This window comes from Brevundimonas sp., assembly GCF_041648115.1.
Classification (GTDB): domain Bacteria; phylum Pseudomonadota; class Alphaproteobacteria; order Caulobacterales; family Caulobacteraceae; genus Brevundimonas.
Window position 1 is genome coordinate 69562 of record NZ_JBAZPR010000011.1, and the last position, 24681, is coordinate 94242.

Below are 24681 nucleotides of genomic sequence, written 5' to 3' on the forward strand. Positions count from 1 at the left end.
CGTGCAATCCTGCGTTTTGGAGACATGTGAATGACCGAGACGACGCATCAAGATACCGGCCGCACAGGCCTGGGCGGGACGTCCGGTCTGTTCGCGATTCGGTTGGCGACCGGTTTGGTCCAAGGCTTGGCGCTTTATCTGCTGTATCTGGCGGCCGACAAGAATGTTTGGCCCGAGACCCAGCCGGCCCTGTTCGGCGCCCTGGCCCTGGCGGCGGGTTATGGTCCCGTGGTCGTGCTGGCGGCGGCGGGGCGGATCAAGCCGCTGGCCCTGGCCCTGTGGACGGGCGTGGCTGCGGTGGTTCTGGCCTTGCTGGGCGCGCATGACGTGGCGCGTCAGTCGGCGGAGACCTTCCGTCAGGCGCCCTTCCTCAGCTTCCCCGTGCTGGCGTTCGGCACGGCGGCCCTGTTCATCGCCCATCACCTGATCGTCCCGGCGATCCGCGAACGGCGCTGGATCGTCGACTATCCCGAGTATTTCGACGTGGCCTGGAAGGCCGGGGTGCAACTGGCCCTGTCGCTGGGCTTCACCGGCGCCTTTTGGGTGCTGCTGCATCTGGGCGCGGCCCTGTTCAAGATGATCGGCCTCAGCTTCCTGCAGGACATCCTGCGCGAAGCCTGGTTTTCCATCCCCGTCACGGTCCTGATCTTCGCAACGGCGGTCCAGCTGACCGACGTGCGCGACGGCCTGATCCGGGGCGTGCGGACAGTGGCCCTGATGCTGCTGTCCTGGCTGCTGCTGGTGATCACCGTGCTGGTCGGCGGTTTCCTGGCGGCCCTGCCCTTCACCGGACTGGACGGTCTTTGGGAGACGCGCAGCGCCACGGCCCTGGTCCTGTCGGCCGCCGCCGCCCTGATCGTGCTGATCAACACGGCCTATCAGGACGGGCGGCCGGACAATCTGCCGCCGGTCGTGCTGAAATACGGCGTGCGCGTCGCCTCGGTGCTGATCGCGCCCCTGGTCATCCTGGCCCTATGGGGGCTGGGCCTGCGGATCGGCCAGCACGGCCTGACGCCAGACCGGATCATCGCCGCAGCCTGCGCCCTGGTCGGGACGGTCTATGGCGCGGGCTATCTGCTGGCGGCAGCGAAGCCTGGCGGGTGGATGAAGCCGCTGGAGCGGACCAATATCGTCGCCGCCGTCCTGTCGGTCCTGGTCATCCTGGCCCTGTTCAGCCCCCTGGCCGATCCCGCGCGGATGTCGGTGAAGGATCAGATCGCGCGGCTGGAACGCGGCGCGGTCTCGGCGCGAGACTTCGACTATGATTTCCTGAGGTTCGAGAGTGGCAAGGTCGGGACAGCCGCGCTGGAGACATTGACGCGATCCAACGATGCCGAGACCGCACGCCTGGCCCGCGCGGCCAAGGCCAGAACCTACCGATCCGGCGACACGCCCAAGGCGCGTCGGGATCGCGCGGCGGCCGTTCGGCTGCAATCTGTCCCAGGCCAGACCATACCGGCTAGCTTCACAGAACAGTTGGAAAGCCAGGCGGACCAGTTGTTCGCTTGCACGACTGATAGTCCATGCACCGTGCGGGCGCTGGATCTGGACGGCGACGGCCGCCAGGATTTGTTGGTCGCGACGACGCGATCGGTCGTGGCGTTCGGCCAAGACATAGAAGGACAATGGCGCAACGTCGGGCAGTATAGGGCCGCGTGCAGTCGCAATGCCGAGGCCTTGGACGCCGCCCTTTCGACAGGAGTGGTCACCGCCCCAGGCGCCCTGCCCGATCTGGTCCTTGGCGGTCAGAAACTGCAAGCAACGCCTGAGATTCGGTGCGACAATCCCAGCGCTCGTTAACGACGCAGACACCATGCCCCATCACCCGATTTTCACCTCGACGGCCTAGAAATCGTCCCGAAACGGGTCATCCGCGTTGTGGATGGGCAAAGCACAAGGGGCTTTCATGGCCAAGACCATTCTGGTCGTTGACGACGATCCGACCCAGCGCCGGCTGATCCAGGCCGTGCTGGAACGGGACGGCAACGCCGTGGTCCATGCCGCCAGCGGCGGCGAGGCCATCGACCGGATGGTGCGCGGCGGCGGAGCCGACCTGATCCTGCTGGACATGGTCATGCCCGAGATGTCGGGGCTGGAATGCCTGGCCGAACTGCGCAGCGCCGGGATCAACGAGCCGGTCATCGTGCTGACGGCCAACGGCGGCATCGACATGGTGGTCAAGGCCATGCAGGCCGGGGCCCAGGACTTCTTCGTCAAGCCGGTCGGGCCGGAACGCCTGTTGGTCGGGGTCCGCAACGCCATGCAGATGAAGCGTCTGACGGCCGAGGTCGGCCGCCTGACCAAGCGCGTCCAGGGCCGCACCAGTTTCGACGACATCGTGGGCGACAGCGCGCCGATGCGGATGGTCAAGGCGCTGGGCGCCCGGGCCGCCAAATCCTCGATCCCCGTCCTGATCACCGGCGAGAGCGGCGTCGGCAAGGAGGTCATCGCCCGCGCTCTGCACGGCGCCAGCGACCGGGCCGGCAAGCCCTTCATCGCCGTCAACTGCGGCGCCCTGCCCGCCAATCTGATCGAGTCCATCCTGTTCGGGCACGAGAAGGGCGCCTTCACCGGCGCCGTGGACAAGACGCTGGGCAAGTTCCGAGAGGCGGACGGCGGCACGCTGTTCCTGGACGAAATCGGCGAACTGCCGCTGGATATGCAGGTCAAGCTGCTGCGCGCGCTTCAGGAAGGCGAGATCGACCCTGTCGGCGGCAAGCGGCCGGTCAAGATCGACGTCCGCATCGTCTCGGCGACCAATCGCGACCCGGCCCAGCAGGTCAAGGACGGCGCCTTCCGCGAGGACCTGTTCTATCGCCTGAACGTCTTCCCGATCGAGGCCCCGTCGCTGCGCGAACGGCGCGAGGACATCGCGCCCCTGGTCGATCATTTCATCGCCCGCTTCAACGCCGAGGAAGGCAAGCGGATCGCCGGCTGCGCGCCCGAAACGTTGGCGCTGCTGCAAGGCTTCGACTGGCCCGGCAATGTGCGCCAGCTGGAGAATGCGGTGTTCCGCGCCATCGTCCTGGCCGATGCGCCCTTCCTGCAGCCGCACGATTTCCCCGCCGTCTCGGGCGTCGCCGCCCCCATGCCGGACGCCCAGCCGCTGTATGCCGCCACGGCCGCCAGCGCCCACGCCGATCACGCCAGCCAGGCGGACCAGCCGATTCGCATCCTGGACGACCGCGGGCATCTGCGGACGCTGGAAGACATCGAACGCGACCTGATCCAGCACGCCATCGAGGTCTATGCCGGCCACATGAGCGAGATCGCACGCCGCCTCGGGATCGGCCGCTCGACCCTGTATCGCAAGGTCCGCGAACAGGGCCTGGAAGGTCAGCTGAAGGAAGCGGGATGAGGCTAGATCGACGGCTACCCGTACCGGTTCGCCGTCTTCGTCCCATCAAGCAGCAGCAGCACGACCAGACCAATTAGGCTGGCGATGTAGAGCATGTTGTTGAGGAAGAGACCGAGAAACAGGGCTATCGGCGGGTTCGGATTATTGAGGACGCTGTTCATCAAAATCGGGAATAGCGCCAGCCCGATCAGCAGAAACACGATGGGCGGCAGTCCCCAATAGCCCGGCCTGCCCGTGTCATGCAGACGCCTTGTCACAGCCGCAGAGAGCAGAGCGGCGGCGATCAGCACGACCCCGCCCACTCCGCCGATCATGAGGGGTATGTTCGGCATATCCGCCGTACCCATGAGCAACCCCATCATCGCCAGGTTCATCGCAACCGCCACTCCGATGAAAGCCAGGACGAAAACCAGAATGGCGTATGGCCAGAACTGCGCCCGTCCATCTCGCCCAGAGAAATCGGTCAGTCTCGACAAGTTTCTCGGTATGGCTTGCAGCATGCGATCATCCCCCTGCGCCCAGGCTAACGCCATCCAGCGTTCGAGACCACGGTCATTGCGATGGCTCTTTCGGCTTCCTGCCCCACCGCCGTTTCGGCTCCTCACCATTGGCCTTGGCGGTGATTTCCTTGAGCTTGAGGCCCTGCATGGCCGATAGGGCCTGACCCGGCGCGCCCTTTTCGGGGTCGGCGAAGGCGCGGCCGTGGGTCTTGACGCGCTCGCTGACGGAATCGAGGAATTCGCCCTCCCATTCGGACAGAGAAACGCCCGCCTTCTCTGCCGAGCGGCGGGCGCGTTTCAGGGCGTTCAGCGCGGCGCGTTTGGCCGCCTCGCGTTGTTGCTCGAAGGGACTAGGCGCGGCCTTCTTAGAAGCGCCATCGCCTTTAGGGCCGCCTGATCGCGACAGCCCGCCTCCTGGCTTGAAGAGGGTGCGCTTCAAGCCGGGTCAGCCTCAGATCTCGCCGAGAGCCGACAGGTAGAGGTCCAGGATGGCGTCTTCTTCCTGGCGCTTGGCCTTGTCCTGCTTCCTGATGCGGATGACCTTGCGCAGGATCTTGACGTCGTAGCCCTCGCCCTTGGCCTCGGCGAAGACTTCCTTCATGTCGGTCATGACGGCCTGCTTGTCCTCTTCGAGGCGTTCCAGGCGCTCGATGATGGTGCGCAGGCGGCCCTGGGCCGTCGCGTTTAGAATGTCGGGACCACCGTCGAAGGACGCGTCGTCAGCCATGAGGGATACTCCAGAAATCAGGCGCGGACGCTAACCATGCCGACAGGTGCGACTCAACCGCGAACACGAAAAAGGCCGCGGACAGAAATCCGCAGCCTGTGGATCATCGTCTCTCAAGCGCGCTATCGCCCTTCGGGCTGCTTGAGCGCGACCCAGCGTGTGCACGCCGCCGAGGCGGCGCGCAGCAAACGCTGCTTAGCCCTGCTTCGCCTTGAAGCGCGGGTCGGTCTTGTTGATGACGAAGACGACGCCCTTGCGACGCACGACCTTGCAGTCGCGGTGGCGGGTCTTCAGGGACTTGAGCGAGCTACGGACCTTCATGGTCGGACGTCCTGAGAGAAACCAATAAGAAAGCCGCTGACCCGGTCGGATCGCGGCGGAGGGCGGTCGTATAGAGAGAGGGGTTCGTAAGGTCAACCCGCCAAAGGCCAAAACCGCATGAAACCCAGGCCCAGCCTGCCTGGCGACGCATTTCCTCTCACGTGCTCAAGTAGCGCGAAGCGCGATAGCACGCTCAAAAAGGATGGAGGCCTGACCTCCGAGTCGAACGGAGGGTTTACGGGGTTGCACGCCCGCCGCGTCGCCACTCCGCCATCAGGCCGTCAGAGCTTGTGCGTCATTACGCTACACACGCTTAAGTCGTCCAATATAAAGGTGGTTAATACAGTGCATTGCACCCGAGCCGGGAGAAGCAAGGCAACGCTTTCGCCTCACAAGCGCTTTATGGCCGTGAAAAGGACATTCGCGCGGATGTCATTTCACGTCTGACCTCGGGGGCTTTAGTTTGAATCTCATGCGCTTTTCCTATCGCCTTCTCCTCATCGGCTGCGTCTCGGCCTGCGCCCCCATGTTGCCCGAGCCGCAGGTGGGTCTGCCGACGCCGCAGCCCCAGCCGCAACCGGGCGCGCCCGTCACGTCCCCTGCCCCCGCGCCGCAGACGCCGCCGCTAGCCGCCTATGACCAGCAAGGATTCGAGGGTTGGAAACAGGGGTTCCTGGCGCGCAAGGGCGGCGCCCGCCGCGCCGACTACGCCCGCGAACTGGACGGCCTTGCGCCCGATCCGACGGTGATCCGCCTGGACCGAAACCAGCCGGAATTCTCCAAACCCGCCGGCGCCTATATCCAGAACGCCGTGACCCCGGTGCGAATCGCCCAAGCCAAGCAGCGAATCGACCGGGTGCCGTGGTCGGTGGTGCAGCGGTTCGGCGTGCCCAGCGAAATCCTGGTCGGGGTCTGGGCGCAGGAAAGCGCCTTCGGGCAAGTCCAGGGCGACTATGACGTCATCCGCTCGCTGGCGACCCTGGCCTATGACGGTCGCAGGCGGGATTGGGCCGAGGGCCAGCTGAAGGATGCGCTGGACATCGTTGTGGACGGCCGGCGCGACCGTGCAGGCCTGAAGGGCAGCTGGGCCGGGGCCATGGGCCAGACCCAGTTCATGCCCGACAACTATCTGCGTCTGGGCGTGGATCAGGACGGCGACGGCAAGGTCGACATCTGGGCCGACGACGCCGACGCCCTGGCGTCCGCCGCCAACCTGCTGGCCCAGGCCGGCTGGAAGCGCGGCCAAGGCTGGGGATACGAAGTCACCCTGCCCTCCGGCTTCGACTATGCCGAGGCGGAAGGCCCGAAACACAACTGGGCCTATTGGGCGGCCAAGGGCGTGCGCCTGGCCCAGGGCGGCACGCCGAACGGGGCCGAGGCCCTGGAAGAGGCGACCATCCTGCTGCCGCAGGGCGCGAACGGTCCGGCCTTCCTGGCCCTGCCGAACCATTATGTGATCCGCCGCTATAACAACTCGGTCAGCTACGCCCTGGCCATCGGCCTGACGGCGGACGGGATCATGGGCAAGCCGGCCCTGACCAAGACCTGGCCCAACGACCCGTCGATGTCGCGCGAGCAGCGGATCGGGGCGCAGCGCGCCCTGACCCAGCTGGGTTACGACACCCAGGGCGTCGACGGCGTGATCGGGTCCAACACCCGCGCGGCCCTGCGCCGCTGGCAGGTGGCGACGGGCCGGACCGCCGACGGCTATCTGACGCCGACGCTGGCGGATGAGCTGGTCCGCCGGGCGGGCTGAGGCTGTAAATCCGGGCATGGTTCGGCGCTCCTGCCTTTCACGGGCGGAGGGGATGGAGGGCTGGGCGGAGCGCCGGGCCTTCGCCCGGAGTTGGTTTGTGTTGTTACCGTTTCGACGAAGGGTTGACGCTCCGCGCGGGTGGTTGGCCTGCAAGCTCGGGGCGTCGAGCGGTGGCGGTCTTATCGCCTAACCCCATAAGCCTGCGACGGGTCGGCAGGGTCTGCGAAACCCCGTCCCGAGTGCGATCGAGTATCCCCCTCGACCCTCCGACACCGCTCCATGAGTCGATGTCAGCGCGAGCCGTTTCAGACCCGCTCCCGTTCCATCCGCTCCCGCCGCCGCAAGGTCGCAGGCCAGGCGAGCCCTCCGGTGCGACGGGACGGGTGTAGAATACGCGCGTTTCGGAAGGGGGATGGGAGACGGGGGACATAAATTGCCAAGCGATTGGATTCGCTGGGAATGAACCAGCGGCATTGTGATGGCTAGAGCCAAATCGGCGCTATGCGTTCCTTCTCCCCTTGAGGGAGAAGGTGGGGCCGGAGGCCTCGGATGAGGGGTATCTGTCCGCCTCGAAACGGTGAGGAAGAAGCTGCGGAACCAACCCCCTCATCCGTCTCGCTCCGCGAGCCACCTTCTCCCCCGAGGGGAGAAGGGAAGATTCAGCCCTTCATCCGCCAGGTGGCGCCTTCGGGGCCGTCCATGACGACGACGTTCAGGGCGTTCAGGCGGTCGCGGATGCGGTCGGCCTCTCCCCAGTTCTTGTCGGCGCGAGCGGCGGCGCGTTGGTCCAGCAGGGCCTCGACCTCGGCCTTCAGGTCGGGATCGCCGCCCTCGAACCAGGCGTCCGGCGTCAGCGACAGAACGCCGAGCAGGCCGGCGGCCTCTGCAAGGCTCCAGCGGGCCATGGCGACCTCGTTGATGTCGGCCTCGGCGTCGTTCAGCAGGTCGCGCAGAGCGTTTCCGAGACCGAACAACTGGGCGATGGCGCCCGGCGTGTTGAGATCGTCCTCCAGCGCGTCCAGCACCGGATCCAGGGCGTTCTCGGCCAGCTCCATCTCGGCCTCGTCCAGCGTGGCGAAGTCGAAATCGGCCAGGGCCGCGTCGGCGTCGCGCAAAACGCCATAAAGACGATCCAGGTTCTTGCGGCTCTGATCCAGCAGGCCCTGGTTCCAATCCAGCGGCTGGCGATAATGAGCGCTGAGCAGCGCCCAGCGCACGACCTCGCCCGGCATGGCCTGGACCAGATCGTGCAGCAGCAGAACGTTGCCGACGGACTTGGACATCTTCTCGGCGTCCACGGTCAGGAAGCCGTTGTGCATCCAGTAGCGGGCGTATGCGTCATGGGCCTGATCTTCATGGGCGTGACCGTGGGCGCAGACGCCCTGGGCGATCTCGTTCTCGTGGTGGGGGAAGACCAGGTCGATGCCGCCGCCGTGGATGTCGATGGGCAGACCCAGGGTCTGTTCGATCATGGCCGAGCATTCGATATGCCAGCCGGGACGCCCCTCGCCCCAGGGCGACGGCCAGGACGGCTCGTCGGTCTTGGACGGCTTCCACAGGACGAAGTCGTGGGGGTTTTTCTTGTACGGCGCGACCTCGACGCGGGCGCCGGCGATCATGTCGTCCAGGTTCCGGCCCGACAGCGCGCCGTAGGCTTTGTAGGACGAGACGTCGAACAGAACGTGACCCTCAGCCGCATAGGCGCAACCGGCGTCGACGATGGCCTGAATCTGATCGACGATGGCGGGGATATAGTCGGTGACGTGGGGGGCCAGGTCCGGCGGACTGACGTTCAGCAGGCCCATGTCGGCGAGATAGGCGGCCTCGTAGCGGGCCGTGACATCGCCGATCGGCACGCCCTCGCGGGCGGCCTTCTGATTGATCTTGTCGTCCACGTCGGTGACGTTGCGGGCGTAGATCACATGATCCGCTCCGTAGGTCCGGCGCAGCAAGCGCACCAGGACGTCGAACACCACCGGCGGGCGGGCGTTGCCGATATGGGCGTAGTCATAGACCGTCGGGCCGCAGACGTAGAGGGTCACCCGGTTTGGATCGCGCGGTTCGAACAGGCGCTTTTCACGGCGCAGGGTGTCGTGGATGTGCAGCGGCATAGGAGAGGTGGACTTCGTTTTCTTGCAGGACGGAGGGTCCGTCCCATATAGCGGCCTGACATATAGTCTATCGTTTATAGAGGCGCCTGCCTCAACGGATCGAGTTCATGAGCGTCATCCCCGCCAAGCCCGTCCTCGTCAGCGACGACACAGTTCAACGCCCGTCGCGCGAACAGGCGCTGGAGGCCGTGCGGACCCTGATCGCCTGGGCCGGCGACAATCCGAACCGTCCGGGCCTGATCGACACGCCAAAACGGGTGGTGGAAGCTTACGGGGAATGGTTCGACGGCTATGACGCCGATGCGGGCAAGGAGCTGTCGCGCACCTTCGAGGACGTGACCGGGTATGACGACATGGTCATCCTGCGCGACATTGAGGTGGAGAGCCATTGCGAGCACCACATGGCCCCCTTCCTGGGCAAGGCCTATGTCGCCTATCTGCCCGGCGAGAAGGTGGTCGGCATCTCCAAGCTGGCGCGGGTGGTCGAGATCTATGCGCGGCGCCTGCAGAACCAGGAAACCCTGACCAACGACATCATCGACGCCATCGAATCGCATCTGCAGCCGCGCGGCGTGGCGGTGCTGGTGGACGCCGAGCATCAGTGCATGACCACGCGCGGGGTGCATCACCGGCACGTTTCGACCATCACGACCCGCTTCACCGGCGCCTTCAAGGACGATCCTGCCCTGGCGGACCGTTTTTTGAAGCTGGCCAAGGCATGAAGCCCGAACTCGGGGACGACTGTCGCGTATAATTGACGTTCGGGAACGGCAGATCGTTTAGAACCGCTTTACAAGCCCGCATCGGGACGCCAAGAACCGAACAAGCCTTCGGGCGATCCATAGGGAAATGTCGGCGCGGATTGCAGCCGGCGAGTAACGGAGACGAGCATGGCTGCGAAGATCGGCGGTTCCGGTGGGGACAAGCACACGATCGAACAGACGGCGGATATCAACATCACGCCGTTCATCGACATTCTGCTGGTGCTCATGATCATCTTCATGGTCGCCGCGCCGATGGCGACCGTCTCGATCCGTCTGGACCTGCCGCCGGCACAGCCGCCCACCAATCCGACCGAGGAAAAGGAACCGGTGTACATCACCATCCAGGACACCGGTCAGCTGTTCATCGCCGAGAACCAGACCTCGATCGACAACCTGGCGGCTGATGTCTGCACGGCCCTGGGCGGCGGTTCCTGCCAGGAAGAGCGCGTCTTCGTCCGCGCTCAGCCGGAAGTGAAATACTCGCAGTTCATGGAAGTCATGAACAAGATGCAGGAGAACGGCTTCTTCAAGGTCGGTCTGCTGAACGAAGACATCGAATAGGACGTTCGTCCGTTCAAGAATTTTGGCCGCGTTCCGAGAGGAACGCGGCCTTTTTCTTTGCCGGCATGATCTGTGAGATTGGGGCTTGCCGGATCGACGTGACACCCCCTTGATGCCGCATCGGTTGTTCGAGGAGTTCGCCCATGCGTCGTCGCACCTTCTTGTCCGCCCTGCCCGTCGGGATGCTGGCCACGACCGCAGCCCAGGCGCAGCAGCCCGCGCCGGCGTCAGCGCCCCCTGCCCCTGTCCGTCCCGCCGATCCCTATGCCGGCGTTGGCATCGGCGACCGGATTTCGGGGCCGAAGTTCATGGGGCGCTCCACCGTCTGGGGCGCAAACGGGGCGGCGGCGACCGCGCATCCGGCGGCCAGCCTGATCGGCATCGACACCCTGAGACGCGGCGGATCGGCCATCGATGCGGCCATCGCCATCAATGCTGCTTTAGGTTTCCTGGAGCCGGTGGCCAACGGCATCGGCGGCGACGCTTACTGTATGCTGTGGGATCCGAAACAGAAGAAGGTTGTCGGCCTGAACGGATCGGGCGCCAGTCCGCGGGCCTTGAGCCTGGAGACGGCGCGCTCCAAGGCCATCGACGGCTATCTGCCCCGCTATGGCGCGGTGACGGTGAACGTGCCGGGCACGGTGGACGCCTGGTGGAGCGCGCATCAGCGGTATGGGAAACTGCCGTGGAAGGAAGTGCTGCTGCCGGTCGCTGAACTGTGCGAACAGGGCGTGCCCGTGCCCCAGGTCATCGCCTACTATCTGGAACGCAACATGGTCGCCTTCGACCGGGGCCAGATCCCGATCGAGGAAAACGAGAACCGCAAACGCATCTGGGCTGCGAACGGCGCGACGCCGAAAGTAGGCGAGATGTTCGCCAATCCCTTCCTGGGCAAAACCCTGCGGATGATCGCCGAGGGCGGGCGCGACGCCTTCTACGAGGGAACGATCGCCGATCAGATCGAGGCCTATTTCAAGCGAATCGGCGGCTGGATGACCCGTGCCGACCTGGCCGCCCACCACACCGAATGGGTCGAGCCGATCCAGACCAACTATCGCGGCGTGGACGTCTTCGGACTGGGTCCGAACACGCAAGGCCTGAGCACCAACCAGATCCTGAACATCTGCGAGCAGTTCGACCTGAAATCGATGGGCTTCCAGTCCGCCGCCTCGCTGCACGTCCAGGCCGAGGCCAAGCGGCTGGCGTTCGAGGACCGGGCGCGCTGGTTCGCCGACGACCGCTTCTCCAAGACGCCGGTCGAATGGCTGAACTCCAAGGCCTACGCCGCCGAACGCGCCAGGCTGATCCGGCCCGACCGGGTCATGGACCGCGTCATGCCGGGCGACGCCCCGCACCATGGCGACACCACCTATTTCAGCGTCGCCGACAGCGACGGGATGATGGTCAGCTGGATCCAGTCCAACTATCGCGGCATGGGCTCGGGCCTGGCGGCCGACAATGGTTCGGAGCCGCTGGGCTTCATGTTCCAGGACCGGGGCGAACTGTTCGCCCTGACCGACGGCCATCCCAACATCTACGCGCCGGGCAAGCGGCCCTTCCAGACCATCATCCCAGGCTTCGCGGTCAAGGACGGCGAGCCCTGGATGGCGTTCGGCGTCATGGGCGGCGCCATGCAGCCCCAGGGCCAGGCCCAGATCATCATCAACATGGTCGACTATGGCCTAGAGCCACAGGCGGCGGGCGACGCCCCGCGCTGGCAGCACTACGGCTCGTCCGAACCGACCGGCCAGCCGCAGGAAGGAACCGGCGTCCTGCATCTGGAAAGCGGCGTGCCCGAGGCGACCAAGGCCCAGCTGCGCGCTATGGGCTGGACCCTGGGCGAACCGGACGGCGGCTTCGGCGGCTATCAGAACGTGATGATGCAGCAGAACCCCGGCGGCCGCTGGACCTATGGCGCGGCGACCGAGATGCGCAAGGACGGCGTCGCCCTGGCCTATTGAAGGCTGGACGCCGGGTCGCTCGGCGCTAAGGTGTGGCGGGGTTCTGCCCCGCCAGAGGCCGTCTCGGCGCGACGCCCGGTCACGGGCGCGGTCAACCGCAAAGGGTCGGCCTCTCGTGTTTGGTCACAAGAAGGACGCCCGGCGCCGGCCGAAAGGCAAGCCGTGGACGGGCCATGCGGGCTTTGAGCCCCCGCCCCTCCGCGGCGGCGCCGGGCATCCCGATCGGAGGATGCATGTTCGATTCCTGGGGTCTGTCGGCCGTCGCCGTCGTCGTGGCAGTCGCTGTCGCCGTGGCGATGCTGAGCGGCCGTCGGCGCGTCAGGATCAACGCCTGGCAACGCGGGGCCCTCTATGTGGATGGTGTCTATGAGCGTCTGCTGGATCCCGGCGTTCACTGGCTGTGGAAGACCGGGCGCAATCTGCATGTCCAACCGGTCACTCTGGATCGTCAGGTGCATGTGATCCGCGCCGACGTGATGTCGTCCGAACGGATGGCTCTGAGGCTGTCTGCGGCCCCGGCTGGACGACAGCATCGTGGTGCATCTGGACAATCTGGATGAGCGTGACCTGCTGATCGAGATGGACCCGGCGACGTTTCATTTCACAGACCACTATCGCGACCATCCCATCGTGCTGGCGCGGATCGCGACGGTCGATCCGGTCTGGCTGAAGGCGGCGCTGGACAGGCGATGGCGGCGGGTCGCGCCGAAAAGACTGGTGAAACAGCATCCGCGTCTTACCGGAACGGGGTCGGGCGCCTAATTACACCCTCCCTGAACGCAGCGAAGGCGCGCCCCATGGCCTATGGCGACCAACCCACCATCACAGTCGATGGAATCGAAATCCCCCTGCTCGGTTTCGGCACCTGGCAGCTGGAGCCCGACGATGCGCGGCGGATGGTCGCCGAGGCGTTGCGGATCGGGTATCGCCACATCGACACGGCCTGGATCTACAAGAACGAGCAGGCGGTGGGCGAAGGCATTCGCGACTTTCTCGATTCTGGGAGCGTGGCGCGCGAGGACCTGTTCCTGACGACCAAGATCTGGGTCGAGCATTTCACCCATGACGCCCTGCTGAAACAGGCCGAGGAATCGGCGGCCAGCCTAGGCACGACGCCGAACCTGTTGCTGCTGCACTGGCCCAAGACGACGCCTTCGTTCGAGGAGACGCTGGGCGCCCTGAACGCCGCCAAGGATCGGGGGCTGACCAAGTCGATTGGCCTGTCCAACTTCCCGTCCAAGGAGTTCCGTCAGGCGCAGGGCCTGTCCAAAGCGCGGTTGCTGACCGATCAGGTCGAACATCACCCCTATCTCGGCATCGATCAACTGGTCGCGACGGCGGCCGAACTGGGGTCGTCGATCACCGCCTGGTCGCCGCTGGCCCAGGGCAAGATCGCCGACGACGCCACCATTTCCGAGATCGCGGCGGCGCACGGCAAGACCAATGGGCAGATCACCCTGCGCTGGCTGATCCAGCATGGCATCATCGCCATTCCGCGCACGACAAAGGAAAGCCGGGCGCGCGAGAATTTCGACATCTTCGACTTCGCCCTGACGGACGAAGAGATGCAGCGGATGGATGCGCTGGATCGCGGCGAAAGACTGGGCGACTGGCTGGACCCGGCGTTCGAATGGGACAAGACTGGCGCCTGATCGACGACGGAGGCGCCCGTGCTGCGTGCAAGAGACCGGCCCAGGCTGTGGCGTTCGACCTTCGCGGTCGTCGGCTGGGCCGCGCTGGCGCTTCAATATATTCTGATGGTTGGGCCCGAGCCGCTCCAGGCGATGCCGGGTCTGACCGTCAACTTCTTCAGCTATTTCACCATACTGACCAATGTCCTGGCGGCGCTGGCCCTGACCGCGCCGCTCGTTCGGCCTGAAAGCCGGTTGGGGCGATGGGCGGCCAGCGAGGGCGTCCGGGCAGCCCTGGCCATGTATATCGCCGTGGTCGGCCTGACCTATCATTTCCTGCTGTCGCACGTGTGGGATCCGCAGGGGCTGGCGTGGCTGGCCAACGGCCTGCTGCACTATGTGATGCCGATCGCGGTGGTGCTGGACTGGCTGATGTTCACGCCCAAGGGCCTGTTGCGGTGGCGCGATCCGGTGAAGTGGTTGGCGTTTCCGGTGATCTATACCGGCTGGACGTTGATCCACGGCTTCGCTTCAGGCTGGTGGCCCTACTGGTTCATGAACGTGCCGGCGCTGGGCTGGGCCAAGACCGGCTTCTGGGCCGCAGCCATGCTGGGTCTGTTCCTGGTGGTGGGACTGGCGCTGGTGGGGCTGGATCGGGTGATGGGACGCGCAGCCGTTATGAAGTCTGAAGGCTAAGCCGCCCTTATCTCCACCTGACCAGAAGCGCCGTCATAGACCAGACGGTGTTGGCGCAGAAAAGTACGGCCCAGGATCAGCTTGTGCCATTGATCGCCCGCCTGCAGCCGCACGCCGGTGAAGGGCTGAAACAGCAAACGGTCCAATCCCGGCACATAGACCCTAGCGGTATAAATGTAGGCCCGGTGACGACCGCCGACGCCGCTTATCTCGCCCTCGTCGGTGATGGGCAGACCAAGCATTTTCGCCAGATCGTCGTCTATGCAGTCGCCGCCGGCGCCCGTATCGATCAGAGCTTTGACCTGTTTATGCGCCAGATCGGGTTTGCCATCCGTCCCCACGCGCGCCTTCAGTCCGATATCGACACGCAAGGTCGGCCCCAACTCGACCAGCAGGTCGGTCGGGCTTCGACCGTTCGCGCCGCGCCTAAAGCCGGCCTGTGTCGAGAGCATGGGCAGGCGTGAAGATCATACCACCCGTCAACTGCACCGCAGCCGGGGCACCGAGCTGCCGGATCAGATAAGGCCCGGCATCAAATCGCTCGACTGCGGCCGAGGCCGCCGCTTCAAAATCGGCGTAGGCGTCGACGTAGGCTCCATTGCGGAAGACGACCCAGGCGCTGGGATGGTCGGCTTCCAACTCGCCTTTCATCCTTTCGAACGAGGCGATGTCGTCATGCAGAACGGTCATCGAATTTCTCGTACTTGAGCGACATATCGATCCAAAACTTCACACGGAAGTTTGTTTCTCGTGTGGAAGATTACGCGAGTCGCCTAGCCTTGGGTTAACTCGCGTTAACCATTCTGTGGATGAACGCCTGGCCGAACCACGTGACAGGCCCTGCGCAGGGCTTTAGGCGGATCACATGGCCTACAAATCCCTGCGTGACTTCATCGACCAGCTGGAAGCCAAGGGCGAGTTGGTGCGGGTGTCCGAACCCGTCTCCACCGTGCTGGAGATGACCGAGATCCAGACCCGGTTGCTGCGGAACGGCGGGCCGGCGGTGCTGTTCGAAAAGCCGGTCATGCCCGACGGCACGATCAGCCCCATTCCCTGCCTGGCCAATCTGTTCGGCACGGTGAAGCGGGTCGCCATGGGGGTGACGCTGGAGGGCAAGGACCGGACGACGGCGGGCGAGCTGCGCGAGGTCGGCGAGCTGCTGGCCTTCCTGAGGAACCCGACGCCGCCGCGCGGCCTGGGCGATGCGATGGAGATGCTGCCGCTGATGCAGACCGTCATGTCGATGCGGCCCAAGACGGTGAAGAAGGCGCCGGTGCAGGAGGTGGTGCTTAAGGGCGACCAGATCGACCTGACCGCCCTGCCCGTCCAGTCGTGCTGGCCCGGTGAGCCGGCGCCCCTGATCACCTGGGGCCTGGTCGTGACCAAAGGGCCGTCGGACGACCGCGAGGACGACTTCAACCTGGGCATCTATCGGATGCAGGTACTGGGCAAGGACAAGGCCATCATGCGCTGGCTGGCCCATCGGGGCGGGGCGCAACACTATGCCCGGCACAAGAAGGCCGGAAAGCGCGAACCCCTGCCCTGCGCCGTCGTGCTGGGGGCCGATCCGGGCACGATCCTGGCGGCGGTGACGCCGGTGCCGGACACCCTGTCGGAATATCAGTTCGCCGGCCTGATGCGGGGCGCCAAGGCCGAGCTGGTCGCCTGCAAGACCGTGCCCCTGATGGTGCCGGCCCAGGCCGAGATCGTGCTGGAAGGCCACGTCCTGCTGGACGAGTTCGAGGACGAAGGCCCGTATGGCGACCACACCGGCTATTACAACTCGGTCGAGAAGTTCCCGGTGTTTCAGGTCAGCGCAATCACCATGCGCCGAGACCCCATCTATCTGACCACCTTCACCGGCCGTCCGCCGGACGAGCCGAGCGTGCTGGGCGAGGCGTTGAACGAGGTCTTCATTCCCCTGCTGCGCCAGCAGTTTCCGGAGATCACCGACTTCTGGCTGCCACCCGAGGGGTGCAGCTATCGGATCGCCGTGGTGTCGATGAAGAAGGCCTATCCGGGCCACGCCAAGCGGGTGATGCTGGGCGTCTGGAGCTATCTGCGCCAGTTCATGTACACCAAATGGGTGATCGTCGTGGACGACGACATCGACGCCCGCGACTGGAAGGACGTCATGTGGGCCATCTCGACCAAGATGGACCCGGCGCGCGACATCACCGTGATCGAGTCGACGCCCATCGACTATCTGGACTTCGCCTCGCCCGAGAGCGGGCTGGGCTCCAAGATCGGTCTGGACGCCACCGACAAATGGCCGCCCGAGACCAAGCGCGAATGGGGCGAGGAAATCCGCATGGACGACGCGGTGATCGAGCGGGTTTCCGACATGTGGGACCGGCTTGGCCTGCCCGGCGACAGCGCGCCGATCTGGAAATAAATCAGGCGGGACCGGCGGCCGCGCCGAGGACGCCCAGGATCGCCACAACGGCGCCGACATAGTTGATCCGCGACCGGGTATAGGACCGCAAGCGGTCCTTGCCGCGTATCAGCCGCACGACGAAATAGACGAGGGTGTGAACCGCGTAGAAGACGATCACCGGACCCACGAAAAGCGCACCGAGCGCCTCGCCCCAATAGCCGACCGAGACCATCTGGGCGGCGGCGACGCCATTGAGCAGCAGGGCGACGACGAGGGTTAGGGCGATGGCGATGATCTGGTGCATGACGGGTCCGAAGCTGACGGCGATGGGGAAGCAATGCGGTCAAGCTTGATTGGCTCCCAACAATCCAAAGGCGAATTTCTGGCCGCCCGAAAGCTTTGGCGGGTCAATAACTTGCGATTTATTCGCAGTTAATTGGCGGTTTTCTGCGAACCCAACCTTGGCCGTGACGTTGTCCTTGTCCACTCCGGCCAAGCTGAACCTTGGCCGGTCCAGGAAGGGAAAATCACATGAAGTCTCGGACAGCTGTAAGCGCCATGGCCTTGGTCTGCGCGATGACGATGGGCCTTGCGGCCTGCGGACAAGGCGACGCCAAGGGCGGGGCCGATGGGAAACCTCAGTCGGTCAGCGCCGCGACGGGCAACGAGGCCACGCAGCAGAAGCAAGGTCTCTATACCGAAGGCTTCAACAAGCTGATCGACGAGCACTGGGGCGTGCCGGAAAACTTCGACAGCTACCAGAAGCTGGATATCCCGAACGCCAGCACGACCAGCTCGATCTCCTTCCCCGAGAACATCACCACGCTGGAAACGGCGATCGAGAAGCTGAAGGAAGGCAAGGCGCTGTCAGGCGGTAACCAGAGCCGACGCACCGATGCGGCGGTCGATAAGCTGCTGCCGCAACTGGAGGCCCTGCTGGCCCAGTGGAAGACGCTGGACCCCTATTATGAATCCCGCGCCTATCGCGAAGACGGTCTGGCCAAGGGCAAGACGGCCCACGCCGCGCTGATGACGGCCTATCAGGGCGCGATCGCGGGGATCAGCGAATTGGATGCGGCCCTGAGCGATTATCAGCGCGCCAGCAATGCGGCCAAGATCGAGGCCTTGACCAAGTCAGGCCACCCCGCCGAAGCCAGCCTGATCGACGCCATGCAGAAGGCCGATCTCTTCACCACCGCCGTGATCGAGGACAATGCAGCCGAAGCGGATCGCCTGCTGCCCGAATTCGTCGCCGCAGCCGCCAAGCTGCGCACGGCCGAAGCCGGCCTGCCTGCAGACGATGAGAACAAGTCGGAGTTCGGCTCCATCGCCGGCTACGTCGACTCGATGATCGGCTCGTGGCGCGACTACAAGCAGAGCCAGAGCGACTATGAGCGCGAGAGCATCGTGGACGACTACAATCGCGCCATCGATCGCATGAACGACGTCGAAATGCCCGCCTGATGAGATCGCCGCCTCCGTCGCTCGCAAGTGACGGAGGCGGCGGACTGGCGATGCGGCGTCAAACGGTCTAGCTATCGCCCCCTGACATCGGGGGATGGCTGTGAGCGCATTCGAATTCTTCTTCAGCTTCTATGGCCTGCTGCTGGGCCTGTCGGTCGCCGAACTGGTGGGCGGGTTCGCGCGGGTGCTGCATGAGAAACAGCGGATCCGGTTCGGCTGGCTGACGCCGATGCTGGCCCTGTTCGTGGCCATCGACATCGCCACCTTCTGGAATCAGGCCTGGGTCATCTTCCGGGGCGCGCCGTTCAACACCTTCGTGCTGATCGTCTCGCTGGCCATCGCCGCGACCTTCTATGTCGCCGCCAGCGTAACCTTCCCGCGCGTCTCGGCCGAGGGCGGCCAGGAGCGGATGAACCTGGACGACCATTTCTGGGCCAACCGGCGCCTGGTGTTCGGCTGTATCCTGGCGGCCAATCTGATCGTCGCCGTGATCGTGATCATCCTGGCCCAGCTCAATCCCGGCTTCGCCCAGGTCGCCAGTTCGGTGCGCCTGTGGGTCGGCGTCGCCATCTTCGTAATCGGCACCGCGACGGCGGCGTTCGCACCCTGGCGCAGGGTGGCGGTCGGAGCCCTGATCGTCGTGCTGCTCTACAGCCTGTGGGGCATGGCGAACTCGGCGGCGCTGCTGCTCAAGGCCGGCGGGTGGGCGCCCGCGCTGGGCGGCGGCGGTTGAAACCTTGTCAGCGCACGGCAATCGGCTCACGAAAGGCCATGCAATCCCCTCTTCTGGTTTCGGCCTTCCTTGCCGCCCTTGCCTGTAGCGTGAGCCCCGCCATGTCCCAGACGATCCCAAACACCGCCCCCTGGGACCAGGCCTTCCTGCCGCCCGCACCCGCTTGGGACGGGGCGTCCAAGGCCCTGTTGCGCGACGCGAGCGACCCGTGGGTCACGGCGTTCGAGGCCGATCCGGCGCATGATTTCAGCCCCGACTACGCCGACACTCGCGCCTGGTTCGACCGTCTGGATCAGGCCAGCGACCTGATCCGCATCGAACAGTTCGGCGTCTCGCCGGAGGGGCGGCCGATCTATGCGGTGATCGCGTCAAAGGATGGGGCTGCGTTCGATCCGGCCAAGCCGGTGCTGATGATCCAGGCCGGCATCCACCCCGGCGAGATCGACGGCAAGGACGCGGGCATGATGCTGCTGCGCGACATCGCGTTTTACGGCAAGGACGCCCTGCTGGACCGGGTCAACCTGATCCTGATCCCGATCCTGAGCGTGGACGGACACGAGCGGGCCAATGCCTATTCCCGACCCAACCAGCGCGGGCCGCGCATCCAGGGCTGGCGCAACACGGCGACTAACCAGAACCTGAACCGCGACTATCTGAAGCTGGACCAGCCCGAGATGCGGGCGGTTCGCGGCCTGATCCTGAAATACCGGCCGGACCTGTATGTGGACGTCCACGTCACCGACGGCATGGATTACCAGTACGACGTCACCTACGGATTCAACGGCGAGGATGGGGCGTTCAGCCGGTCGCCGAACGGTTCGGCCTGGCTGGATTCGATCTTCAAGCCGGCGATGAACGCGGCGCTGGAGCGCGAGGGTCACATCCCAGGCGAACTGGTGTTCGGCATGGATGACGACGAGCCGAAAAAGGGCCTGTCGGACGGCGGCCTGGGCGAGCGGTTTTCGAACGGATGGGGGTCTGCGGCCCATGTGCCCACCATATTGATCGAGAACCACAGCCTGAAGCCGCACGAGCAGCGGGTGCTGGGCACCTATGTCTTCATCGAGGAGGCGATGCGGCTGCTGGCCGATCAGGGCGCGGGTCTGAGGGCCGCGACCGAGCAGGACAAGGCCCTGCGCCCGGCGCAGATCCCCGCCAACTTCGAGGCCGAGGAGACGCCGTCATCCACCCGGCCGTTCAAGGGCATACTGTACGAGATGTACGACAGCCCCGCCTCGGGCCGGAAGGAAATCCGCTGGCTGGGCCGGCCCGATCCCGAGCTGTGGCAGATGCCCTTCTATGGCTCCAAACCGACCCTGACCCTGACGCGGCCGACGGCCTATTGGGCGCCGGGCTATCGCACCGACATCATCGAGCGGTTGAAGACGCACGGGATCGCGATGGAGACGGTGGAGGCGCCGCGCACGGTGAACCTGTCGATGCTGCGTCTGGTCGAACCCAAGCTGGCGACACGGACCAATGAGGGTCACGTCCAGGCCTCGGTCAAGACGGTCGAGGTCGAGCGCCGCGACTGGACCTGGCCCGTCGGCTCGGTTCGGGTGCCGACCGATCAGCCGCTGGGCGACATCGTCGTGCTGTTGTTGGAACCGCAGTCGAGCGAGAGCTTCTTCGCCTGGGGCATGTTCCCCGAGGTCATGAGCCGGGTCGAATATATCGAGGCCTACGCCATCGCGCCGCTGGCGGACAAGATGATGGCGGCCGACCCCGCGCTGAAGGCCGAGTTCGAGGCGAAGGTGGCGTCCGATGCAACGTTCGCGGCCGATCCGCAGGCGCGCCTAGCCTGGTTCTACGAACGCACGCCCTTCTATGACGACCATTATTTGCTCTATCCCGTCGGGCGTGAGGACTGATCGATGACCACGCCGCTGATGTACGCCGTCCAGGCCGCCGCCCTGTGGAGCGGTCTGCTGATCCTGATGATGCTGGTGCTGTCGGGCGTCGTGGTCAGCGGACGGCGCAAGCACATGGTGTCGTTGGGTGACGGCGGAAACGCAGACTTGCTGGCCGCCAGCCGCGCCTTCGGCAATCTGACGGAATATGCGACGCCGGGCATGATCGCCATGCTGCTGCTGGCGGCCGTGGGCGCGCCGGCCTGGATGGTTCACGGGGTGGGCGCGACCCTGCTGGCCGGGCGAGTGATCCATGCGCTGGGCCTGCTGTTTCAGACCGGGCCGTCGCTGGGGCGGGTGATCGGCATGTTGCTGACCTGGGTAGCCCTGTTGACGGCCGCGGTGGGTCTGATCGCCTTCGCGGTGGTCTGACGCCAGGGACGCGACAGGTTGCGGTGCAGCAAGGCGTCCGCCATATCGGGGCATGACTGAAGCCTCCGTTTCCGCCGATCTTCTCAACGACATCGTCCAGGCCGCGCTGAAGGCCGGCGCCGACGCCGCCGAGGCGGTCAGCGCCGATCGCCGGTCCCTGTCGGTCGGGGTGCGCAACGGCAAGCTGGAAGACGTCGAACGCGAGGAATCGCGCGACCTGGGTCTGAGGGTCTTTGTGGGCCAGCGCCAGGCGTCGGTTTCGGCATCGGACCTGTCGCCGGCGACGCAGGCGCGACTGGTCGAACGGGCCGTGGCCATGGCGCGTCTGGCGCCGGAAGACCCCCATGCCGGTTTCGCCCCCGAGAATCGGCTGGCGCGCGGGCCGTTCGTCGATCTGGACCTGTTCGATCCCACCGAACGCAGCGCCCAGGTTCTGGAGCAGGTGTCGGCAGAGGCCGAGGCCGCCGCTCTGGCCATCACGGGCGTGGCGCGGTCGGAAGGCGGACATGCCGGCTGGTCGTCCACCCGCTGGCGGCTGGTGACCTCGCACGGATTCGACGGCGCCTATGAGGGCTCGGCCTTCTCGCTGGGCGTCGGCGTCATCGCGGAAAAGGACGGGGCGATGGAGCGCGGCGGCGAGAGCCGTTCGACCCGCCACCTGTCCGACCTGCCTGGCGCCGAGCTGATCGGCCGCACGGCTGGCGAACGCGCCGTGGCCCGCGTAGGACCGCGCAAGATCGCCTCGACCACCGCCCCCGTGATCTTCGACAACCGGATGGCGGGCCAGATCGTGTCGCCGGCCATCGGCGCCATTTCCGGCCCGTCGATCGCGCGCGGGACCTCCTTCCTGAAGGAACGGCTGGGCCAGCGCGTGTTCGCCGAGGGCGTCACCCTGATCGACGATCCGTTCCGCCCGCGCGGCATGGGATCCACCCCGTTTGACGACGAGGGCGTGGCGGTCGAGAAGCGCGCCCTGTTCGAGGATGGGGTGTTGAACACCTGGCTGTTGAACAGCGCCGCCGCCCGGCAGCTGGGCCTGAAATCGACCGGCCATGCGTCGCGCGGTCTGGCCGGGCCGTCCGGCGTCTCGACCCACAATCTGCACATGGAGCCGGGCGAGCGGGATCTGGCGGGCCTGATGGCGGACGCCGGGACCGGCCTGCTGGTCACCTCGATGTTCGGGCCGTCGCTGAACGGAAACACCGGCGACTGGTCCGCCGGGGTGTCGGGCTTCTGGTTCGAGAATGGTGTGATCGCCTATCCGGTCAGCGAGGTCACGGTCGCCGGCAAGCTGACCGACCTGTATCTGCGCATCCAGCGCGGGTCGGACCTGGAGTTCCGGGGCGGGTTCAACGTGCCCAGCCTGATGTTCGACGCGGTGGCCATCGCGGGCAAATGATCGATCTGGCCGCCGACCTCGAACTGATCCGCCAGGCAGCCATCGACGCCGGGGCGCTGGCCATCGCCGAACGCGAGGCGGGGCTGAAGATCGAGTCCAAGGTCGGCGGATCGCCTGTCACCAGCGGCGACCTGAAGGTGGATGCCATGCTGAAGGACCGGCTGCTGTCGGCGCGGCCCGACTATGGCTGGCTGTCGGAGGAGACGGCGGACTCGGCCGAGCGGCTGTCGAAACGGCGCATCTTCATCGTCGATCCCATCGACGGGACGGTCGCCTATATGAAGCGGACGCCGTGGTGGTGCGTGCCCATCGCCGTGGTCGAGGACGGCGAGGTCGTCGCCGCCGTCATCCATGCGCCCGAGGTGGACGAGACCTATGTCGCTGTGCGCGGCGGCGGGGCGCGACGCAACGGCCGGCCGATCCACGCCTCGGATGTAGATACGCTGGAGGACGCCTCGATCCTGGGCGATGCGCGACTGATCGAAGCGCCCTATTTCGACGAACCTTGGCCGCCGATGCGGTTCGAGAAACGCAACGCCCTGGCCTATCGGATGGCGCTGGTCGCCGCCGGCGCCTTTGACGCCGCCCTGGCCCTGACGCCGAAATGGGACTGGGACGTCGCCGCCGGCTGGCTGATCGCGACCGAAGCCGGCGCCAGGGTCAGCGACCATCACGGGCGGCCGTGGGCCTTCAACCTGCCCGATCCGCGCCAGGCCAGCCTGGTCTGCGCGGCCCCGATCATCCAGCCGATGATCGTGCGACGCTGTAAAAACGTGCCTTTATCGACCTGAGGCGAGGGCGGAAAAACCCCGCCCCACATTGATTCGAGGGCGTTCTCGGCCTATGCCGCGCGCAAACCTCCTCCCCCCAGCCTTCAGGATTTCCGATGACCGATCAGAACGCCGTCCCGCCGCAACTTCTGCACATCGTCATCGGCGGCGAGCTTCGTCACCTGGGCGAACCCACCTTCCGCGACCTGTCGCAGGTCGAGTTCGTCGGCGCCTTCGGCAGCTACGACGAGGCCAAAAAGGCCTGGAAGGCCCGCGCCCAGGCGACGGTGGACAACGCCCACATGCGCTATTTCATCCTGCACGCCCACAAACTGATCGATCCGCGCGGCGACGCGGCTTGATGCTGCGACATCGGGGAGCCGAACCGGCTCCCCGATCCGACGTTTAAGTCTGTATGCGAGGACGATCATGAACCTGGAACCGCAACAGACCTTTCAACTGGTCAGCCTGCTGGCGGTGCTGGGGCTGTTCTGCTTTTCACTGCGCGACAAGATGAACTACGCGCGCTGGTTCAAGCGGTGGGAGGCCGACCGCAAGGCCCGCCGCGACGCCGAACTGGCCGCCGAGGCGCGCGCGAATGGCGAAGGCGATGAAACGCCTAGAAACGGCCCCTGGGGTTAGGCTGACCTTCCTTGTCATCCTGCCCAAAGGCGCGCCGCTGCCGATAGTCCTGGCGCGGCGCACGAAAGCGAACGCACCGGCATCCATTACCACAATTGACGCAACTTAGACGGGGCACATGCGGCGAGAATACACACGGGAAGAACGCCTACACCGGGCCGCGCACCGCGTGGCGTTGCACATTCGCGGCATGTGGCAAGAGAAGGGAAGCTCTGACACCAGGTTGCTAAATCCGCCACTGATCCCCGACGAACTGGTGATCGCTGGTCGATCCGTCGCTGTCGGCGCCATCTATCGCGAGCATGTCGTTCCCAGGCGGGTGATCGTCGCGGCCTGCCACTCCATGCTTAAGCAAAGCGACAGCGACGCCACCGTCGAAGAGATGGCCGCCTTCATTCAGCAGCACCTGAAGATCGTCTATGTCACGCCTGAAGAGGCCGAGCATCTAAACGCCCCTGGCGTCCGGCAGCACATGCCCGACGAGTGGTTGGCAGGCGGCGATATCTTCATCCGGTTAGAGCGAGCCGGAATCATCTGGGAGACGACATCTGAAGCGGTCCAACACGGTGTGTCGGGGCCTACTGAATGATCGCGCGGGGCGGATGGTCTGGCGACGTGACGGCCTGAC

At 65.5% G+C, this 24681-nt stretch carries 28 protein-coding genes and 1 tRNA gene; 20 read left to right on the forward strand and 9 right to left on the reverse strand.

The window, feature by feature from the left end:
- The first annotated feature begins 30 nt into the window (after positions 1-30).
- Together WC597_RS11500 and WC597_RS11505 are read left to right on the forward strand one after the other, a co-directional pair.
- Complete coding sequence (locus WC597_RS11500; RefSeq protein WP_372693438.1) at positions 31-1800, forward strand: DUF4153 domain-containing protein; 1770 nt, start codon at positions 31-33, stop codon at positions 1798-1800.
- Between the two features lie 106 nt (positions 1801-1906).
- On the forward strand, positions 1907-3358 hold the full coding sequence (locus WC597_RS11505) for a sigma-54-dependent transcriptional regulator (protein ID WP_372693439.1): 1452 nt from the start codon (positions 1907-1909) through the stop codon (positions 3356-3358).
- A gap of 14 nt (positions 3359-3372) precedes the next feature.
- On the opposite strand, the gene WC597_RS11510 is transcribed toward WC597_RS11505, so the two are convergent.
- From WC597_RS11510 to WC597_RS11530, 5 genes are all read right to left on the reverse strand, one after another.
- Positions 3373-3858, reverse strand: a complete 486-nt coding sequence (locus WC597_RS11510) for a DUF805 domain-containing protein (protein ID WP_372693440.1) — start codon at positions 3856-3858, stop codon at positions 3373-3375.
- Positions 3859-3910: 52 nt separating this feature from the next.
- On the reverse strand, positions 3911-4297 hold the full coding sequence (locus tag WC597_RS11515) for a hypothetical protein (RefSeq protein WP_372693441.1): 387 nt from the start codon (positions 4295-4297) through the stop codon (positions 3911-3913).
- A 12-nt stretch (positions 4298-4309) separates the two neighbouring features.
- Positions 4310-4585, reverse strand: a complete 276-nt coding sequence (locus WC597_RS11520) for a DUF2312 domain-containing protein (protein ID WP_135195123.1) — start codon at positions 4583-4585, stop codon at positions 4310-4312.
- A 195-nt stretch (positions 4586-4780) separates the two neighbouring features.
- Entirely contained in the window at positions 4781-4906 is a 126-nt protein-coding gene (ykgO, locus tag WC597_RS11525; protein WP_008263184.1) for a type B 50S ribosomal protein L36, read from the reverse strand.
- Positions 4907-5109: 203 nt separating this feature from the next.
- Positions 5110-5186 (reverse strand) — tRNA-Ala (locus tag WC597_RS11530).
- A gap of 192 nt (positions 5187-5378) precedes the next feature.
- On the opposite strand from WC597_RS11530, the gene WC597_RS11535 reads away from it, so the two are divergent.
- Positions 5379-6662 (forward strand): lytic murein transglycosylase, encoded by a 1284-nt coding sequence (locus tag WC597_RS11535; protein ID WP_372693442.1) that lies wholly within the window; start codon positions 5379-5381, stop codon positions 6660-6662.
- Between the two features lie 659 nt (positions 6663-7321).
- Here WC597_RS11535 and cysS read toward each other — a convergent pair.
- On the reverse strand, positions 7322-8773 hold the full coding sequence (gene cysS / locus WC597_RS11540) for a cysteine--tRNA ligase (RefSeq protein WP_372693443.1): 1452 nt from the start codon (positions 8771-8773) through the stop codon (positions 7322-7324).
- A 107-nt stretch (positions 8774-8880) separates the two neighbouring features.
- On the opposite strand from cysS, the gene folE reads away from it, so the two are divergent.
- From folE to WC597_RS11575, 7 genes are all read left to right on the forward strand, one after another.
- Positions 8881-9495, forward strand: a complete 615-nt coding sequence (gene folE, locus WC597_RS11545) for a GTP cyclohydrolase I FolE (RefSeq protein WP_372693444.1) — start codon at positions 8881-8883, stop codon at positions 9493-9495.
- Positions 9496-9663: 168 nt separating this feature from the next.
- On the forward strand, positions 9664-10098 hold the full coding sequence (locus tag WC597_RS11550) for a biopolymer transporter ExbD (protein WP_372693445.1): 435 nt from the start codon (positions 9664-9666) through the stop codon (positions 10096-10098).
- Between the two features lie 143 nt (positions 10099-10241).
- Entirely contained in the window at positions 10242-12059 is a 1818-nt protein-coding gene (locus WC597_RS11555) for a gamma-glutamyltransferase family protein (RefSeq protein ID WP_372693446.1), read from the forward strand.
- A 233-nt stretch (positions 12060-12292) separates the two neighbouring features.
- Entirely contained in the window at positions 12293-12619 is a 327-nt protein-coding gene (locus tag WC597_RS11560) for a hypothetical protein (RefSeq protein WP_372693447.1), read from the forward strand.
- Complete coding sequence (locus WC597_RS11565; RefSeq protein WP_372693448.1) at positions 12594-12821, forward strand: hypothetical protein; 228 nt, start codon at positions 12594-12596, stop codon at positions 12819-12821. Before WC597_RS11560 ends, WC597_RS11565 begins: the two co-directional genes overlap by 26 nt.
- 35 nt (positions 12822-12856) lie before the next feature.
- Positions 12857-13711, forward strand: coding sequence for an aldo/keto reductase (locus tag WC597_RS11570; protein WP_372693449.1), 855 nt, complete (start codon positions 12857-12859; stop codon positions 13709-13711).
- A gap of 18 nt (positions 13712-13729) precedes the next feature.
- On the forward strand, positions 13730-14386 hold the full coding sequence (locus WC597_RS11575; protein WP_372693450.1) for a Pr6Pr family membrane protein: 657 nt from the start codon (positions 13730-13732) through the stop codon (positions 14384-14386).
- On the opposite strand, the gene WC597_RS11580 is transcribed toward WC597_RS11575, so the two are convergent.
- Entirely contained in the window at positions 14383-14757 is a 375-nt protein-coding gene (locus WC597_RS11580; protein ID WP_372693451.1) for a retroviral-like aspartic protease family protein, read from the reverse strand. The genes WC597_RS11575 and WC597_RS11580 overlap by 4 nt on opposite strands.
- Before the next feature lie 55 nt (positions 14758-14812).
- Positions 14813-15076 (reverse strand): hypothetical protein, encoded by a 264-nt coding sequence (locus WC597_RS11585; protein ID WP_372693452.1) that lies wholly within the window; start codon positions 15074-15076, stop codon positions 14813-14815.
- A gap of 175 nt (positions 15077-15251) precedes the next feature.
- On the opposite strand from WC597_RS11585, the gene WC597_RS11590 reads away from it, so the two are divergent.
- Positions 15252-16781 (forward strand): UbiD family decarboxylase, encoded by a 1530-nt coding sequence (locus tag WC597_RS11590; RefSeq protein WP_372693453.1) that lies wholly within the window; start codon positions 15252-15254, stop codon positions 16779-16781.
- 1 nt (position 16782) lies between these two features.
- Here WC597_RS11590 and WC597_RS11595 read toward each other — a convergent pair whose 3' ends face one another.
- The gene (locus WC597_RS11595) at positions 16783-17067 is read right to left on the reverse strand and encodes a hypothetical protein (protein WP_372693454.1); all 285 of its coding nucleotides are present in this window, start codon (positions 17065-17067) and stop codon (positions 16783-16785) included.
- 227 nt (positions 17068-17294) lie between these two features.
- On the opposite strand from WC597_RS11595, the gene WC597_RS11600 reads away from it, so the two are divergent.
- The 9 genes from WC597_RS11600 (at position 17295) to WC597_RS11640 (ending at position 24642) form a co-directional block, all read left to right on the forward strand.
- On the forward strand, positions 17295-18227 hold the full coding sequence (locus WC597_RS11600; RefSeq protein WP_372693455.1) for a DUF3829 domain-containing protein: 933 nt from the start codon (positions 17295-17297) through the stop codon (positions 18225-18227).
- A 100-nt stretch (positions 18228-18327) separates the two neighbouring features.
- On the forward strand, positions 18328-18960 hold the full coding sequence (locus WC597_RS11605) for a hypothetical protein (protein ID WP_372693456.1): 633 nt from the start codon (positions 18328-18330) through the stop codon (positions 18958-18960).
- Between the two features lie 101 nt (positions 18961-19061).
- Positions 19062-20831: a M14 family metallopeptidase gene (locus WC597_RS11610; RefSeq protein ID WP_372693457.1), complete on the forward strand. Its 1770-nt coding sequence runs from the start codon at positions 19062-19064 to the stop codon at positions 20829-20831.
- A gap of 3 nt (positions 20832-20834) precedes the next feature.
- Positions 20835-21242: an MAPEG family protein gene (locus WC597_RS11615; protein ID WP_346496343.1), complete on the forward strand. Its 408-nt coding sequence runs from the start codon at positions 20835-20837 to the stop codon at positions 21240-21242.
- 52 nt (positions 21243-21294) lie between these two features.
- The gene (locus WC597_RS11620; RefSeq protein WP_372693458.1) at positions 21295-22641 is read left to right on the forward strand and encodes a TldD/PmbA family protein; all 1347 of its coding nucleotides are present in this window, start codon (positions 21295-21297) and stop codon (positions 22639-22641) included.
- A complete protein-coding gene (locus WC597_RS11625) occupies positions 22638-23432 on the forward strand; it encodes a 3'(2'),5'-bisphosphate nucleotidase CysQ (protein WP_372693459.1) in 795 nt (264 codons plus the stop codon). The genes WC597_RS11620 and WC597_RS11625 overlap by 4 nt, the downstream gene beginning before the upstream one ends.
- Positions 23433-23527: 95 nt before the next feature.
- A complete protein-coding gene (locus tag WC597_RS11630; RefSeq protein WP_017505336.1) occupies positions 23528-23773 on the forward strand; it encodes a DUF4170 domain-containing protein in 246 nt (81 codons plus the stop codon).
- Positions 23774-23840: 67 nt separating this feature from the next.
- Positions 23841-24053, forward strand: a complete 213-nt coding sequence (locus WC597_RS11635) for a hypothetical protein (protein ID WP_372693460.1) — start codon at positions 23841-23843, stop codon at positions 24051-24053.
- A 169-nt stretch (positions 24054-24222) separates the two neighbouring features.
- Positions 24223-24642 (forward strand): hypothetical protein, encoded by a 420-nt coding sequence (locus WC597_RS11640; protein WP_372693461.1) that lies wholly within the window; start codon positions 24223-24225, stop codon positions 24640-24642.
- Positions 24643-24681 lie beyond the last annotated feature (39 nt).